This is a genomic window from Chitinophaga sp. W3I9, from assembly GCF_050434025.1.
Classification (GTDB): domain Bacteria; phylum Bacteroidota; class Bacteroidia; order Chitinophagales; family Chitinophagaceae; genus Chitinophaga.
This window is the reverse complement of record NZ_JBNPWC010000001.1, coordinates 435,903-452,388: the sequence shown is the minus strand read 5'-3', so window position 1 is coordinate 452,388 and position 16,486 is coordinate 435,903. Positions and strand designations below refer to the sequence as shown.

Sequence of the window (16,486 nt, the reverse complement as noted above, 5' to 3'; positions counted from 1 at the left end):
TTGCGGGTCAAATGTACGACCAAAACTAAAACCACCAAATTTTTTTGTTAAGAAATTGTTACGTACCCTTCACGCAACACATTAAAACGAAAGAAAACCCATCGAAATACTTACACGTTCACAAAAACGTTGGCAAATCGTTAACTAAATCGAAAGTATGACCCCGGAAAAATTGAAATTGTATAATTACCGGGAAGGGATATACGAAGCGGAACGACTAATGATGTGCCATTTTGTGTAGCAGATCACGTTGTCTTTTTTCAGTGATATCTAATGTGGTACCGCCTTTCAGCACTACCTTCCCCGAGGGGCCATCCAGGTGACTGATGTTGGATATCTGGATCATCTGGTTGTTATTGATCTGGTAGAAGTGGAGGGACGTAAAAAGATCAGCATAGTAGCGGAACGACTGTACTGCCGTAATCAGCTTACCGGAGTTTAAACGGAATATACAGTTATCGCCTTTTACCTCCAGGTATTCGATAGCGGGAATATTAATAGTATAGGCCTCCCCGTTAGTAGCAGGGATCAACAGCTGCCAGGCTACCGGTTTGCTATTATTAAAATTTTCCAGTAATACACGGTAGCGGTCTTTGCTGCTGCCGGTGTTAATCCGTTCTGTTATGAGCGCCACTGCCTGCAACAGGCTTTCTTTGTCAATAGGCTTCAATATCAGTTCCACATCGCTGAAGCGGATCACATGGAGGAACTTTTTTTCAAATGCGGTTACAAATACTGCTTCAAAAGGAATGTCGGGTAGGGTGCCGGCCAGTACGTCGAAGCCGGTGCCATCAGGCATTTCCAGGTCAAGAAATACCAGTTCGGGGCGGTGCGCTTTAATCTTTTCGATGCCATCCGCACAGTCGGAGGCCATGTCGGCAATCGTAATTTCGGGGCAGTATTTACCGAGCATTAACGCAATGATGTCCCGGCTGTTTCTCTCGTCATCAATTATAATAGCCTTTATCATAAAAAAGTAACATTAACGGATACACTAAATTATAACTGGGGGATCAGTATTTTAACGATCGTGCCGCTGTCCGATTCATCTTCAGATGATCTGTCAATAATTTCTATATGGATTTCAGTATTATACATTTTGTTCAGCAACTCTGCACGGTTCTGGCTTATTTCCATGCCAGACGACTGATGATGCTTTGGCAGCATGCGCAATGATTTGGAACGTGCAATGCCAATTCCGTTATCTGCGATCACACATTCCAGCATATCCGACGCCACCTGGTTAAAGTAAATGGAAAGCTTTCCTGTTGGCTGTTTGGGATTAGTCATACCATGCTTTACGGCATTTTCTACATAAGGTTGCAACAGCATTGCGGGGATTTCCAGTTCGGCGGTGGCAATCACGGGGTCTACTACTATTTCATACTCCATCCGGTTTTCAAACCGCATCTTTTCTAACCCAAGATAAGTATTCAAATAGGTAATTTCATCTGCCAGCGATATAAAATTACGCCGGGAAAAGTCCAGGGTTTTACGGATCAGGTAAGAAAAATCGGAGAGATATTTCTGCGCATACTCATAATCCCGCTGCATTACAAACAATTGTATGGAATTCAGGCAGTTGAAAATGAAGTGCGGATTGATCTGGGCCCGGATGGCTTTGAGCTCAATTTCTGTAAGTTTCTTATCGTATTCTGTTTCCAGTTGCTTTTTCCGCTGCTCCTCCAGTTCCTGCTTTTTGCGCAGGATTTCTGTGGTTTGTTCTTTTACCAGCTCTTCCAGCTGCTCATTCAGCTTCCGCTGCAGCTCTTTATTTTTATTCAGTTGCTTAATCAGGAGTTCCTGTGTACGGGTTCTTTCCAGGTGTACCAGTTTATTGCGGTAACTCAGCCCCGCAAGGAAAAACATGGCCTGTAACAATACGCCGCCTATCAGCAGGATAGTGGGCGCCGCCAGTTCTCCCAGGGCGCCGAGCAGCCCCAGTGGCCGCACATGCATCAGGAAGGAGCCCAGACAGGCCAGGTATAAACATACGGATCCATACAAAAAGAATCGCACCAGCGGATGATGGCGGGAGCGCCGCGCCAGTGCCACAAATACTGCCAGCAATGGTACCAGCGTTACAAAATATACATAACTGTATATGATGGTAGGCATATGGTATTGGCCTATCCTGATGAAATACACGCATAGGATGATCAGTCCCCCTACTATTGCCGCTACCCATGTAAATGCCCGTTCCATAAAAGGATACCGCTCGGTCAGGTTAAGAAAGGCATTGCCAAATAGCAGGTACATCAGGTAAAAGCAAAACAGCAGGCCCGGAATGTCCCAATAGTATTTCAACATGGGCCAGCGGTGGAAAAAAGACAATTGGTAAGGCTTATCGTCCAGCCGTAAGGCAAAAAAGAGGATCAACCCAAGTATATAGGTCGCAAAATAGATATACGATTTGTCGGGTAACTGGATATAATTAATAATGGAAATGCTGAAAAATACCAGCAGCATACCCAGCAATACCTGGATTACCACGGCCTCCTTACGGAAGCCATCCAGTTGTTTATCCCGGAAAACGCCATAGGCTTCAGTGTTGAAGAGTGCCGGCATCAGGGCGCCTTCGTTGTACGACTTATTGATGATGTGAAGGTAAAACGTGCGAAGCGCTCCTGCCGGTACCTGTACGGCAAACGCGTAGTGGTTCCATCTTTCCACCCCCCCCTTATCCAGCATTAAACCGGTTTCCATCAATAGCCGGGGCTTATCACCCGGCGTTTGCACATACCAGTACATATAGTCGTGCCAGCCTGAAAACAGCTGATAAGAGAGTGGTTTATTGCTTTTATTTTTTACGGTAAGTCGCAGCCAGCAGTTATTAACCCGTCCGTTATTTTGGGTATTACTATGAAAGATGCTTTCCTGCCGGGTAAAAGGCATGTTGGCAGCCTGCTCCGGGCTCAGGTGCTGCTCGCCGGCTGTCAGCACGTACATATAAGGCCGCAGGTCCAGATTCGCGGGGGCGAAAGCAGTATCAGTGATCAGGGTGTCTACTGGGGTACGATCTACAGTGGCAAAGGATTCTGCAGTGTAACAATACAACAGCAGCATTAGAATAATGCGCTTCACAAAGTGTAATATAAGTTTGGTTATAGCAATTTGTCAATAGCTTTTGCCATTGCTTCATCCTTAGCGGTGATGATATCACCGGCATCATGTGTGCTCAGGAATATTTCCACTTTATTATAAACGTTGCTCCAGTTAGGATGGTGGTCCATTTTCTCTGCAATCAGTGCAACCTTGGTCATAAATGCAAATGCATCCCGAAAATCTTTGAATTCAAAAGCCCGGTAAAGCTGTTTATTTCTTTCTTCCCACATAAAAAATCAGGAATTTAAAAAGTAAAAAAACATCGGGTCTGTCATGGAATCTGGTCAAAATACTACCGCTGATGCGTTGTGCCTCTTCTAAAAAATAAGGTTCATCTTATTTTTGATATCTCTGATATCAAGTAAAGATACTAATTGTACAAGCGGAACAAGGCGTAATTCTTCTAATAATTTTTTTACATCGCCGGGTTGATAGTAATCACCCTTTATCATCCACAGAAAATTGATCTGTTTAAGTTCCGGCAGCAGGAATTCTGCCTGGCAGCGATTGTTGTAAAAATAGTGCGCTACCGAGTTGGTAGGTTCGTGAAACTCAAATACGGGAAAATGAAAGGATCTTGTTTTTTTAGACAGGGCGATTTCCAGGTTGTTATTTACCCTGAAATTGGTATGCAACTGCCGGTTAATATGCCAGCACAACTGATAATCCCGCGTGGTGGAAGCAATGCCTATTACGTAGGTACTTTCAAAGAAGTCCTCTACCAATTGGTCGTTATCCAGTTTAAGCTTGAGTATTGTCATATAGAAAAGTAGCGCTGCACCCGGGTCCGGATGTTGAATAAAAATTTATCCTTTCTTTTTACTGCCCTTTTTTAAAGGTTGTCCCGGGTCCCAAAATACGGCTTTAAAATTTTCTATTTTATCTTCTTTTACAACTACGCCTTCCTGTTCCAGTAGTTCCTGCATCAGGGTAGGGGTGGCAAAATGACTCCGGCCGCTGAGTTCTCCTTTGCTGTTTACCACACGATGCGCGGGAACAGCCGGTTTGGCGCTGCCGGCTGCATTCATTGCCCAGCCTACCATGCGGCCGGTGAGTTTTAAACCGGAAGCGTCGGCAATGGCGCCATAAGAGGTTACCCTGCCGCGCGGTATGGTACGTGCAATTTTAAAAACCGTTTCAAAAAAAGAAACCGGCTCAGCGGCTTTCTTTTCCTTCGTCCCTGCGACGGGCAAGGAGTGCTGATCTTTCGGGTTCGGGTACTTTTTCATAATTAAAAGGACAGTGCTTACAGCCATTGCCACAACAGAAGCCCCGGTCGAGGTGGGAATTTTTCGGTAAATACCATATAGCCCTGGGCATTATAGTAAAAATCAATCTTCTCCACCAACGGTTGCTTCATCGGAAGGCAGTTTAATGCTTTGCCAGTTCAACGGTGCAGCAGGCAATTGAAATTTGAGATAACGGATCGTTCTGCCATCGGCGAGGTGCATGCCTTCATAAAAGGTCTGTATCTTCAGCAACGGCGGTACTTCCGGTAATGCATATACATCAGGAATATCTTCTATCAGGGTGCATCCGGCCGCGGCAATTACTTCCTGCGTGAAAGCATACAGCTGCGGGGAGTCCGTTTTCAGGTTGATGGTGGCTCCCGGCGCCAGCAACGGCTGGAACAGCTGCAGGAATTTAGGATGCGTTAACCTTTTCTTCGACTTGGAATTGCGCAGGAAGGGGTCGGGGAAGGTAATCCAGATGTCCTTTATTTCTCCCGGCGCAAAATAATTAGGGAGCTTATCTATTTGTGTACGTAAGAAGGCCGCGTTTGGCAGTGGTTCTTCAAGTGCCGTTTTGGCGCCTCTCCAGATGCGATTGCCCTTGAGGTCCACACCCAGAAAATTCTGATCAGGAAACAGCCGGGCCATGCCCAGGGTATAATCTCCTTTGCCACAGGCCAGCTCTAATGTAACAGGGTGGCTGTTTTTGAAGAATTCATTCCATTTTCCCTGCATACCTCCCGGGTATATCAATACATTAGGGAAGGTTTCGATTTCAGCAAATCGTTGTAATTTTTTTTGTCCCATTTGCCGCAAAAGTAAGCCGAAAGAAGAAAATATAAATGGGATCAGGAGGGGAGCGGAAGAAGTTTACTTTCCCGGGAACTCTTTCAATTCGCTGAGGCCTTTATTTGCTTTTGCTAATTTATTGATAATCAGTTCATTGTAATAATGCTGCGCATTCCCCCAATAAAAAAAGCCCGTAAGCATGATAACTTACGAGCTCTTTAAACCAATTAAGCTGTAGGAGGAGGAGTCGAACCTCCACGGGGCAGTTAGCTGTAGCACAAGTAAGATTAGTGGTCAACCCAATTATACTACGTTTATCCTGTGATCCCCACCCTCGAGACAAGAGGGCATGTCTGCCAATTTCATCATCCCACAATGTGTTTGAATCGTTACCAGCTGTTGCTTTCCGTGAGCCGTTTTCGTAATGATTATGATGCAAATCTAAAGAGAAGGTGACTTTCTTGCAAATTTTTTAAGAAGAATTTTGGAATTTTCGATATTTTTTAAATATTTGCATATAACTTTAAAACAATCAAAAACAAATTGTAAAAATGAGCCACAATTTGAATATTGACAAACTAGATTTGCAGATTATCAGCGAGATGATGTCTAATGCTGAGATCTCCTACGCCGACCTGGGGAAGAAATTGTTCGTTTCCGGCGGGACTATCCACGTGAGAATGAAGAAATTACAAGAACTGGGTGTAGTTAAAGGTACTAAATTACATGTAGATTTAAAAATGATCGGCTATGATGTGATCGCTTTTATCGGCATTTATCTGGAAAAAAGCTCCATGTACGACACGGTAGCCAAGGAATTAAGGAAAATACCCGAAATGGTACGCCTTAACTATACAACGGGCAGTTACAGCATGTTTGCAGAAATTATCTGTAAAGATATCACCCAGCTCCGCCGTATCCTCCACGATGAACTGCAGAAAATTAAAGGCATTGAGAGAACTGAAACCCTGATTTCCCTGGAAGAAAGCTTTTACAGAACAATTAACGTGGTAGAATAATTAGTTTTTAAGTATGAAAGGCTTACCCTGTTGCTATTTCATTCTTAATTATTAATTTTCGCCATGGTTACAACAGAAATCGCCGAAAAAATTCAACGGCTGGAAGAAAAGTATGCCGCCATGGGCCAGAACCTGTCATCCTACCTGGATGGCCTTCTGTACGCGGACTACCTCACTTATTGGGATTATATTCAGCTTGATGTATTGCTTAATCTGCAACATCCACGCACACCAATTCCTGATGAAAGAATATTCATCATCTATCACCAGATCACGGAATTGTATTTGAAATTATCGTTGCAGGCAATCGAACAAATCAGCCTTGCACCTGTACTGTCAGCTGAGATATTTAAAACCCAGCTTAAAAGGATCAACAACTATTTCCACAGTCTTATCAGCTCATTTGAAATAATGGTAGATGGGATGGACAAGGAACAGTTCCTGCAATTCCGCATGGCGCTGTTACCTGCCAGTGGCTTTCAGAGCGGACAATTCCGCATGATCGAGATCTGCTCTACCCGGCTAAACAACCTGGTATACGAACCCCAGCGCCCGGAAGTGGAAGGCCAGGAACTGAAAGACGTGCTGGACAAAATCTACTGGAGAAGCGGCGCCACCGAACTGGCTACAGGTAAAAAAACACTTACCCTCCGCCAGTTTGAACTGAAATATATGGATACCTTCCTGAAACTGGCCACTGAGTACAAAGACAGTAACCTGCTGGCCAGCTATAAAAAGCTCTCCCCCGCGGAACAAACGGAATTAATCCCCCTGTTAAAGGAGTACGATCTCAATGTAAACGTACGCTGGCCGCTGATGCACTACAAATCCGCGGTAAGATACCTGCATAAAAGGCCGGAAGACATTGCCGCCACCGGAGGCACCAACTGGCAGCAATTCCTGCCTCCAAAAAATAAACGCATCGTTTTCTTCCCCGAACTATGGACGGAAGAAGAACTCAACAACTGGGGTAAAATTGCTATGGGCGAGTAAAACGCCGTCAGATATCCTGCGTGGTAAATCTTCTTAAATAATAAGCCAGTAACGGTACATCCGCTTTTTCCAGTGGATGTGCCGTATCCGGCATCACCGTTAACTGCGCCAGCGGAAGGCCACTGTACACCTCAATGGTTTCATGGAAAGACACCATGTTGTCCCGGTCACCCATCATCAGCATACAAGGGGTTACTACCCGGGCATAATCGGCTGGCTTCAGCAGCGACTGATGCCCCAGTTCCTCTATCAGCTGTGCCGTGCGCGTCACCACGGTTTTCCAGTCGCTGGCAGTATGCCGGGCTTCCAGCACCCTGGCAAAAGCCGGCACCTTCTCTTCAATTAAATCCGGATTCAGCTGCCGTATCTCTTTTCCGGCAGTAGCCTCGTTCCAGTTAAACTTGGTGGCCAGCGTAATCACGCGCCCGGTCTTTTCCGGGTAATGCCGCGCCAGGTACATGGCTACATAACCACCCATGCTGTATCCGAAAATGTGTACAAAGTCGAGTTGATGGGTTTCAAGATAGGATAATACTTCCGCCGCAAATACCTGGATGCTGAACCCCTGCTCCGAAAAAGGCACATCGCCGTGCCCGCTGAAATTAATCAGGTGCACATCGTAATGGTCAGACATTTCCTTAGCCAGCGGTTCAAATTGGGAAGAGGCGCCCAGTGCGCCATGTAAAAAAAGTATGGGGAGTTTATGTGTTTGCATTGACTAAAACTAGCAAACATTTTGGATTTGCCTGTTTGATTATTTGAATTTTTCAGGGAGACAGCTATTTTTTATCTCCCTGAAATACCCAAAAAACAACATAACCAAATCATCTGGCCAGGTATGCTCCATCGATGGGATAGTAGCTGCCGGTTACGAAAGAGGATTGCGGAGAACTGAGCCATAATACCAGTTCTGCAACCTCTTCCGGCTTGCCCAGCCGCCCTATGGGATGCAAACCCACAAGTGCCTGCATCTCCTGCTGGCTCAGATGTTTGGTTAATAATGGGGTTTCAATAAATCCCGGCCCTACCGCATTTACCCGGACGCCTTTGGCGGAATATTCCACTGCCGCCGCCTGGGTAAGCCCTACCACGCCATGTTTGGCCGCCACATAAGCACAGGACCCTGCGAAACCTACCGCTCCAAGTATGGAGGCCATGTTCACAATTACACCGCTACCGGCCTTTTCCATCACTGGCAACTGATAGCGCATGCCATAAAAAACGCCATTGAGATTTATGTTAATAACTTTTTGCCACTCCTCCAGCTTATACTCACCCGTGGGCGCTGCTGCTCCGCCAATACCGGCATTATTACAGGCAATATCCAGCTGTTTGAACTCCGCCAGGGTTTTGGACACCAGTTGCTCACAGTCGGCCGGGCTACTGCTATCCGATTTTACAAAGATGGCCCTGCCTCCTTTGCTGCTGATCCCGTCTGCCACGGCTTTTCCACCCTTTTCATCAATATCACTGATCACCACAGCCGCGCCATTGGCGGCATACAGCTCCGCTACACATTTACCAATGCCGGAACCCGCGCCAGTAACCAGCGCTACCTTGTTTTTCAATTGGTCCATAACAATGTTTTTGCTCTAATAAACAATACAGCCCAATGAAATGTTCCTCATATTTTTTTATTATGTTTGCATAGATGTTGCCGATTAATTTTCTTCACTTAAGATGTCCCATCATCAAATCATGTTTTTTTAAATACTAGTAATGGAATACAATACCACGCGCAATTACCTGATAATGAAGGAATATGGCAGGAATATCCAGAAAATGGTGGAGTACCTGGTAACCATAGAAGACGACGAAGAGCGCCAGCGTAATGCTATGGCTGTAATAGAGCTGATGGGTACGCTGAACCCGCATTTACGCAATGTGGAAGACTTCAGGCATAAATTATGGGATCATATTTTTAATATCTCCGGCTTTAACCTGAAGGTGGAATCACCCTATCCAATCCCCACTATTGAAAAGCTCAGAGCCAAACCCGACAGACTTCCTTATCCAAAAAAATATCCCAGGAACCGTCACTTCGGTAAAAACCTGGAAATGATCATTGACAAAGCCGTACACGAAGATAATCCCGAAAAAAAGGAAGGGTTTACCCAATGCATCGGTAACTATATGAAACTGGCCTACAGTAACTGGCACAAGGAAAGTGTACACGATGATGCCATCAAGGCAGAATTACTGGCTATTACAGACAACCAGCTGGAATTCCACCCGGGCCATACTGCCCATATTCCAGCCCCTGTAAGCTTTGTACCAAGCGGCAACGTAGCAGGCGCAGCCGACCAGTTCCGCTCCAGTAAACGCAAAAACTTCCAGCAAAACAAGTTCAAAAGCAGCAATAGCGGCAGTGGCGGCAGCAAAAGCCGGGATAATAACAATAAGCACAATAACAAATACAACAAAAACAGGAACAAGTGAGTAGTGCTTTTGAAGTAAGAGGCGGCAACCGCTTAAAGGGAGAAATTATACCCCAGGGTGCCAAAAACGAAGCTTTACAAATCATCAGTGCTGTGATGCTAACCCCCGAAAAGGTTACTATCACCAATATTCCGGATATAGTAGATGTAAATCTGCTGATAGAGCTGTTAGGAGATGCTGGCGTAAAATTGAATCGTATCAGCAGGGATACCTGCGAGTTTCAGGCAGATGCAGTAGACCTGAAATACCTGGAAAGCCCTGAGTTTAAAAAGAAATCCGGCCGTCTCCGTGGCTCGGTGATGATTGCAGGTCCGCTGCTGGCAAGGTTCGGACGCGCCTTCATCCCAAAACCCGGTGGTGATAAAATAGGCCGCCGCAGACTGGATACTCATATCATCGGGTTCGAGAAACTGGGAGCCAGGTTTGTATATGATGCGGATGATAACTACTTCCGCCTGGAATCTTCCGGAGGGCTCAAAGGCACTTATATGCTGCTGGATGAGCCAAGCGTTACCGGTACTGCCAATATTGTAATGGCAGCGGTAATGGCCGAAGGAACCACCACTATTTACAACGCTGCCTGCGAACCATATCTCCAGCAGCTGTGTAAAATGCTGAACCGAATGGGCGCCCGCATCAGCGGAGTAGGCTCCAACCTCCTCACCATTGAAGGCGTGAAATATCTTGGCGGCTGCGAACACAGCATGCTCCCGGATATGATCGAAATAGGCTCCTTCATTGGCCTGGCCGCCATGACGCAAAGCGAAATCACTATTAAGAATGCAGGTGTAGATAACCTGGGTATCATCCCGGAAAAATTCCGTCAGTTAGGTATCCAACTGGAAATCAGGGGAAACGATATTTATATTCCTTCGCAGGACTCCTACGAAATCCAGACATTTCTCGATGGCTCCATTCTTACCATTTCTGATCATCCCTGGCCGGGGTTTACGCCGGACCTGCTCAGTATTGTGCTGGTAGTTGCTACACAGGCAAAAGGCAGCGTGATGATCCATCAGAAGATGTTTGAAAGCCGCCTGTTTTTCGTGGATAAACTGATAGACATGGGCGCACAGATCGTATTATGCGATCCGCACCGTGCAGTGGTAATCGGTTTGGGCCGCCAGCACAACCTGCGCGGAATCACCATGTCATCTCCCGATATCCGCGCCGGGGTATCCCTGCTGATCGCTGCACTCAGCGCAGAAGGAAAGAGCACCATTCAGAACATTGACCAGATAGACCGTGGCTACCAATACATCGACGAAAGGTTGAGAAAGCTGGGAGCAGACATAAAGAGAGTATAAACAGTTGTTGATACTTCATCAAACCCAAATACCAGCAAAACATTTTACTGGTTTTTGGGTTTTGCATTTGAAGTAACCGCTACCTTGATTGTAATTAATAATGGAAAGAAAGATCATCATCGTTACCGCTCCTTCAGGCGCCGGTAAAACCACCATCGTGAAAAAACTGCTGGCTAACATGCCGGTACTGTCCTTTTCTATTTCCGCCAGCACCCGCACCCCGCGTGCCAGCGAAGTACACGGAAAGGACTACTACTTCCTGTCCTCCGATGAATTTCATCAGCGGATTGAAGAAAACGCCTTCGCAGAATATGAAATGGTGTATGCCGGTAAATATTACGGAACCCTGAAAAGTGAACTGGAGCGTATCTGGAACAACAACCAGATCCCGATGGTGGACATCGATGTAAAGGGCGCATTATCTATCAAAGAAAAATATCACGACAACGCACTCACTATTTTCATACAGCCCCCCTCGTTAGATGCCTTGCGCGTCCGGCTCAGTGAAAGAGGAACGGAATCACAGTCCTCACTGGACGAACGGCTCGCCAAAGCACGCTATGAGCTGTCGTTTTCCCATGAATTTGACCAGATTGTGGTGAACGACGAACTGGAGCACGCCTATGAAGAAGTAAAAAAACTGGTGACAGATTTTTTAAATATAAAATAGCGACGTGATCGTTGGTTTTCCTAATTCGTTATTTTTGTTAGGATGGACGGATACACAATAATTATTTTGGTTTTCCTGGTATTGCTGGCAGGCTTCTTTTCAGGTATCGAAGCTGCCTTTGCCAATGTTAACAAACTTAGCATTGAGCTCAAAAAAAAGCAAGGCAGGGCTACTGGCAAAATACTGGCCAGTCTGAATGAAAACCCCAGTCGCTTCCTGGCTACCAGCCTGGTAGGATTCACGATCACCATAGTTGTTTATGGGATCCTCGTGGCAGGCGTATTTCAGCCGGCGCTGGACACTATTATGCGGACGCCTGATTCCGCCAGCATTCAACCCTTTATTATTTTCGTTGAAATAATACTGGCCACCCTGCTGGTATTATTCCTTGGCTTTTTTATTCCACGGGCAATTTTCCGGTCAAGACCCGAAGCACTGCTCAGTTTCTTTGCACTGCCCGTTTCCTTAGTGGCCAAACCATTGTATGTGATCGGTAATGTACTCGCTTCGATCTCCGAATGGATGCTGAAATATTTGTTCAACGTCCGTATCGTGGAAAATGGTGAATCCTTCACCCGCGTGGATGTAGAACATTTTATCCGGCAGTCGCAACAGCACTTCGGGGAAAATAACCAGGAGCTGAATACAGAGCTGTTTGAAAATGCTTTGTCACTTGCACATGTAAAAATCCGTGGCTGCCTGATTCCCCGCAAGGAAATAGAAGCGCTCGAAATACACCGGCCACTCAGTGATGCCCGGAGTAAATTTATGGACACCAAACTATCTAAGATCATTATTTACGAAGGTTCCATTGATAACATCCTGGGCTACATCCACCAGTTGGATATGTTTAAGAGCCCGCCTGATATTAAAAGCATCATTCATCCCATATTGGCGGTACCGGAAACAATGAGCGCTATTGACCTGCTCAGTAAGTTCAACAAAGAACGTAAGAGTATTGCCTGGGTAGTAGATGAGTTCGGAGGAACGGCAGGTATCGTAACCATTGAAGATGTACTGGAAGAAATTTTCGGAGAAATCAAGGATGAACACGATGAAGAAGAATTTGTAGAAAAGCAGATCGCTGAAAAAGAATATATTTTTTCCGGAAGATTAGAGCTTGATTACTTGAATGAGAGATATGGACTGGACTTTCCGGAAGATGAAAGTGAAACATTGTCCGGATACATTATCAACCATCACGAAACCATTCCAAAGATCAAGGAACGCATTATAATCGATGATTATGAGTTTGATATTCTGAATGTTACGGATACCAGGATCGAAATGGTGAAGATGAAGATGTTAGTATAAGGGTTACCGTTAAATCGGTTGACTTATCTGATATTAATATGATATAATTATTTCCGTAATGTAATGGTTAACGATACAATAACAATTTTGCTAAAACGTTTTTAAAAAAAGTAGTAGGAATTTAACACGGATTGTATACATTTGCTCCAGATGATGTAACACAATGATTTGATTTTTGTTAAAAGGTTGTAAAAAAAGTGTTCCAACATTGATAATAAAATAATTCTTGTTATTTTTGTATTACAATATAAAACGCAACCAGGGATTCTTACTTATTCTGAACGCTTGCCATCAATTAGGTAAGTAGCATAACTGGAAGCTAAAGACATTCTCGAATTCAACTTTTTTGGGGTTAACAAACAATGGATGAAAGGCCGGCTCTTGATTCTTCTCGGGCTGGCTCTTTTTTTTCTCCCAACTGCTCCTACGCTTTTCTTCTTTTTCTTCTTCCTGATTTTTTCTTTTTACGTACATGCCATTGGCATAGTCACCACCTTCGATTAAAGCAATATTAAAATAGGGCACTTTATGGCTGCACACTGTAATTTGTAGTATGCAACAGCTATATTTGTGATCCTTAATAAGAAACTGTATTCAACATCGTTCGACCGTATAAAGTATGTTAAAGAAATTATTCGCAAGCAATGAGGATAAGGCAGAGATGTCTTTTTTCGACCACCTCGAAGATCTCCGGTGGCACCTTGTCAGATCGGCCCTGGCACTTGTTGCATTCAGCGTATTCGGCTTTTTATATACAGAGGAAATTCTGGACAACGTAATTTTTGGACCTACCAACGCCGACTTCCCTTCTTACGTGATACTATGTAAAATCAGCCATTGGATAGGCATGGGCGACCGGCTCTGTATTACACCTGTAAAGGTCCAGTTTTTGAATTATAAGATGGTGGGGCAGATTATGCTGCAATTTAAACTGGCGTTCATGATCGGCTTTATTTGCGCCTTTCCGTACATTTTCTGGGAGTTCTGGCGCTTCGTAAAACCAGCGCTGAAAGAAAGAGAACTGAAAGGAGCAAGAGGCGTGATCTTCTGGGTATCTTTTCAGTTTTTCCTCGGTATCGGATTCGCCTATTTCCTGATGGCGCCCTTCACCATCAACTTCCTCGCTTCCTATACGGTTACGGCAAAAGCTGTAAACCAGTTTTTTATAGATGATTACTTTGATCTGATGACACAGATCGTACTGGGTATGGGGATCCTCTTTGAATTGCCTATCCTCGTATTTTTCCTCACCAAACTGGGCATCCTCACACCGGATTTCCTCAAAGCTTACAGGCGTCATGCCATCGTGGTGATCCTGATCCTGGCTGCAGTAATTACGCCGCCGGATCTGATAGATCAGCTGATCGTATTTGTACCCTTATACTGTCTGTATGAAATCAGTATCTTTATATCGAAAAAGGCGCTGAAAGATCGTGAAGACAAGATGGCTAAAACAGATGTGGAAGAGTGGTCTTAATTATCTCTAACAGTTAATAAGATATTGAAAATGGAAAATATATTTAACCTGACATTGCCCGTGGCTATCGGTTCTGATCATGCAGGATATGAATATAAAGAAGAAGTAATTTCTTTCCTGGAGTCGAAAGGCCTGCAGGTAAAGGATTACGGCACCCACTCGAAAGATTCTGTGGATTATCCTGATTATGCGCACCCGGTGTCTACAGCAGTAGAAAGGGAACAAGCGGCCTTCGGTATTCTTATTTGCGGCAGCGCCAACGGGGTGGCTATTACCGCCAACAAACACCAGGGTATCCGTGCTGCCATCTGCTGGGGAGAAGAACTGGCGCGGCTGGCACGTTCACACAACAACGCAAATGTGTTGTGTATCCCTGCCCGTTTTGTGGATATTCCTGCAGCCAATCAAATGGTGGAAGTGTTTATGGGTACGCCGTTTGAAGGTGGCCGCCACCAGGACCGCGTACGTAAAATGGTTTGCCTGTAACGGTTTAAAGCCATATATCATTTTTTACTGTAACGAATACACGAAATTGTAGTAATATTAAAGAGCCGGCTTCCAACCGGCTCTTTTTATTTAATATTCATGTGAATCTGACTATAAAAAATTACTCCATGAGAGTTCTGTTTGCTGTCGCCTTACTGTTGCTGATGAATATTGCGCAGGCACAAACCAATAACGGGGTGGCTGCAGAATATGGTGAAACCATTACCGCCGCCGGTCTTAGCCGGCAACTGCACATTATAGCAGGCCCGGAAATGGAAGGAAGGGAAACCGCCACAAGAGGACAGGAGAGGGCTGCGGCCTATATCATCAGCCAGTTCTCAGCCGCAGGACTTCAGCCCGGCGCCCATGGGAAATGGGAACAATATTATCCCATCTATTCAGATAGTTTGCTCAAAAGCACTATCACCGTAGGTAATAAAACATATTTATTTGCACAGGACTTTCTCGCGGATCTCCGCTCCGGCAACAAACAGGATCTACGCGTATCCCGCGTATTTTATGCAGATGCAGGTGTAGTTACGGCAGATCACAATGATTATGAAAACATGGACGTAAAAGGCCAGGTAGTGATGATCAGGGATGATGTCAGGAAAGGATTGCAACGGGACCGCCGCAGCCTCGACGAGAGGATCAGCACCGCGAAAAATAAAGGCGTGGCTGCCTTACTGATCATCAGCCCCGCTGCCGGCAGATACCGCTCCCTGGAGCAGAAAAAGCTCCATACCACCGGACTTTACTGGCAAAAAGATACCTCCTGGAATCCAAATATTTATTATATCACCCCGGCTCTGGCCGCCGATATACTCCGTACCGATAAAGGCGATAATCTCCTCGAAGAAATAAACAGGGGCTGGAAGCCATCGCCGGTTACGCAAATACCGGTTCATCTTGTTTTTGATAAAGCAGCTACCGTTTTGCAACCCTCCAATGTACTGGCTTACCTGGAAGGCACCGATAAAAAAGAGGAAGTTGTTTTTGTGACTGCCCACTATGATCATCTTGGTAAAAAAGACGACGAAATTTTTTATGGCGCAGACGACGACGGATCAGGTACCAGCGCTGTGATAGAAATTGCTGCTGCTTTTGCACGCGCCAAAAAAGCCGGCAACGGTCCGCGGAGAAGTATGGTATTTATGACCGTGTCTGGCGAAGAAAAGGGATTGCTGGGCTCCCAATATTATACCGAGCATCCTGTTTACCCGTTGGCCAACACCGTAACCGATCTGAACATTGACATGATAGGACGCATTGATCCTGCACATGAAAAGGATACCAATTATGTGTATATAATCGGCGATAACAAACTCAGCTCTGAATTGCGGCCGGTTAATGAGAAAGCCAATGACACCTATACTCATCTTAAACTGGACTATAAATATAACGATCCCAACGATCCGGAAGGATTCTACTACCGCTCAGATCACTATATGTTTGCACAACATGGCATTCCCATCATTTTTTATTTTAATGGCACACATGCTGATTATCATGCCCCAACAGATACTGTAGAGAAGATCAGCTACGACCTCCTGGCGAAAAGAGCCCGCCTGGTTTTCTACACCGCCTGGGAAATTGCCAACCGCGAGCAGAAACTGGTGGTTGACCGGCACGAAAAATAACCAATAAGCTTAAAT

At 45.2% G+C, this 16,486-nt stretch carries 18 protein-coding genes; 9 read left to right on the top strand and 9 right to left on the bottom strand.

Going from position 1 to position 16,486, the window contains the following annotated elements:
* Positions 1 to 217 precede the first annotated feature (217 nt).
* From QFZ51_RS02015 to trmB, 7 genes are all read right to left on the bottom strand, one after another.
* Complete coding sequence (locus tag QFZ51_RS02015; RefSeq protein ID WP_370908634.1) at positions 218 to 970, bottom strand: LytR/AlgR family response regulator transcription factor; 753 nt, start codon at positions 968 to 970, stop codon at positions 218 to 220.
* A 29-nt stretch (positions 971 to 999) separates the two neighbouring features.
* Positions 1,000 to 3,084, bottom strand: a complete 2,085-nt coding sequence (locus tag QFZ51_RS02010; RefSeq protein WP_429042647.1) for a histidine kinase — start codon at positions 3,082 to 3,084, stop codon at positions 1,000 to 1,002.
* A gap of 20 nt (positions 3,085 to 3,104) precedes the next feature.
* The gene (locus QFZ51_RS02005) at positions 3,105 to 3,335 is read right to left on the bottom strand and encodes a 4a-hydroxytetrahydrobiopterin dehydratase (protein ID WP_370908632.1); all 231 of its coding nucleotides are present in this window, start codon (positions 3,333 to 3,335) and stop codon (positions 3,105 to 3,107) included.
* A gap of 87 nt (positions 3,336 to 3,422) precedes the next feature.
* Positions 3,423 to 3,866 carry an IPExxxVDY family protein gene (locus QFZ51_RS02000; RefSeq protein ID WP_429042644.1) on the bottom strand — a complete coding sequence of 148 codons (444 nt, stop codon included), beginning with the start codon at positions 3,864 to 3,866 and terminating at the stop codon, positions 3,423 to 3,425.
* Between the two features lie 45 nt (positions 3,867 to 3,911).
* Positions 3,912 to 4,334, bottom strand: coding sequence for an MGMT family protein (locus tag QFZ51_RS01995; protein ID WP_429042641.1), 423 nt, complete (start codon positions 4,332 to 4,334; stop codon positions 3,912 to 3,914).
* Positions 4,261 to 4,425 carry a DUF5522 domain-containing protein gene (locus QFZ51_RS01990; RefSeq protein ID WP_429042638.1) on the bottom strand — a complete coding sequence of 55 codons (165 nt, stop codon included), beginning with the start codon at positions 4,423 to 4,425 and terminating at the stop codon, positions 4,261 to 4,263. The genes QFZ51_RS01995 and QFZ51_RS01990 overlap by 74 nt, the downstream gene beginning before the upstream one ends.
* 11 nt (positions 4,426 to 4,436) lie before the next feature.
* A complete protein-coding gene (gene trmB / locus QFZ51_RS01985; protein WP_429042636.1) occupies positions 4,437 to 5,144 on the bottom strand; it encodes a tRNA (guanosine(46)-N7)-methyltransferase TrmB in 708 nt (235 codons plus the stop codon).
* Between the two features lie 533 nt (positions 5,145 to 5,677).
* On the opposite strand from trmB, the gene QFZ51_RS01980 reads away from it, so the two are divergent.
* Both QFZ51_RS01980 and QFZ51_RS01975 read left to right on the top strand, forming a co-directional pair.
* On the top strand, positions 5,678 to 6,145 hold the full coding sequence (locus QFZ51_RS01980; protein WP_079471223.1) for an Lrp/AsnC ligand binding domain-containing protein: 468 nt from the start codon (positions 5,678 to 5,680) through the stop codon (positions 6,143 to 6,145).
* A gap of 63 nt (positions 6,146 to 6,208) precedes the next feature.
* Positions 6,209 to 7,138, top strand: a complete 930-nt coding sequence (locus tag QFZ51_RS01975) for a tryptophan 2,3-dioxygenase family protein (RefSeq protein WP_429042634.1) — start codon at positions 6,209 to 6,211, stop codon at positions 7,136 to 7,138.
* 7 nt (positions 7,139 to 7,145) lie between these two features.
* On the opposite strand, the gene QFZ51_RS01970 is transcribed toward QFZ51_RS01975, so the two are convergent.
* Entirely contained in the window at positions 7,146 to 7,853 is a 708-nt protein-coding gene (locus QFZ51_RS01970; protein WP_429042632.1) for an alpha/beta fold hydrolase, read from the bottom strand.
* A gap of 109 nt (positions 7,854 to 7,962) precedes the next feature.
* Positions 7,963 to 8,715, bottom strand: a complete 753-nt coding sequence (locus QFZ51_RS01965; RefSeq protein WP_429042629.1) for an SDR family NAD(P)-dependent oxidoreductase — start codon at positions 8,713 to 8,715, stop codon at positions 7,963 to 7,965.
* A 142-nt stretch (positions 8,716 to 8,857) separates the two neighbouring features.
* Between QFZ51_RS01965 and QFZ51_RS01960 the strand changes: the two genes are divergently transcribed.
* The 7 genes from QFZ51_RS01960 to QFZ51_RS01930 all read left to right on the top strand — a co-directional run bounded on the left by QFZ51_RS01960 (position 8,858) and on the right by QFZ51_RS01930 (position 16,471).
* Positions 8,858 to 9,577, top strand: a complete 720-nt coding sequence (locus tag QFZ51_RS01960; RefSeq protein WP_429042627.1) for a DUF4290 domain-containing protein — start codon at positions 8,858 to 8,860, stop codon at positions 9,575 to 9,577.
* On the top strand, positions 9,574 to 10,884 hold the full coding sequence (gene murA / locus QFZ51_RS01955) for a UDP-N-acetylglucosamine 1-carboxyvinyltransferase (RefSeq protein ID WP_079471218.1): 1,311 nt from the start codon (positions 9,574 to 9,576) through the stop codon (positions 10,882 to 10,884). The genes QFZ51_RS01960 and murA overlap by 4 nt, the downstream gene beginning before the upstream one ends.
* A gap of 100 nt (positions 10,885 to 10,984) precedes the next feature.
* Positions 10,985 to 11,554: a guanylate kinase gene (gene gmk / locus QFZ51_RS01950; RefSeq protein WP_370908623.1), complete on the top strand. Its 570-nt coding sequence runs from the start codon at positions 10,985 to 10,987 to the stop codon at positions 11,552 to 11,554.
* A 42-nt stretch (positions 11,555 to 11,596) separates the two neighbouring features.
* Positions 11,597 to 12,868, top strand: coding sequence for a hemolysin family protein (locus QFZ51_RS01945; protein WP_370908622.1), 1,272 nt, complete (start codon positions 11,597 to 11,599; stop codon positions 12,866 to 12,868).
* Positions 12,869 to 13,487: 619 nt separating this feature from the next.
* Positions 13,488 to 14,345 (top strand): twin-arginine translocase subunit TatC, encoded by an 858-nt coding sequence (gene tatC, locus QFZ51_RS01940; RefSeq protein WP_370908621.1) that lies wholly within the window; start codon positions 13,488 to 13,490, stop codon positions 14,343 to 14,345.
* A gap of 30 nt (positions 14,346 to 14,375) precedes the next feature.
* On the top strand, positions 14,376 to 14,831 hold the full coding sequence (gene rpiB / locus QFZ51_RS01935; RefSeq protein WP_370908620.1) for a ribose 5-phosphate isomerase B: 456 nt from the start codon (positions 14,376 to 14,378) through the stop codon (positions 14,829 to 14,831).
* 128 nt (positions 14,832 to 14,959) lie between these two features.
* Entirely contained in the window at positions 14,960 to 16,471 is a 1,512-nt protein-coding gene (locus QFZ51_RS01930; protein WP_429042625.1) for a M28 family peptidase, read from the top strand.
* Positions 16,472 to 16,486: the final 15 nt, after the last annotated feature.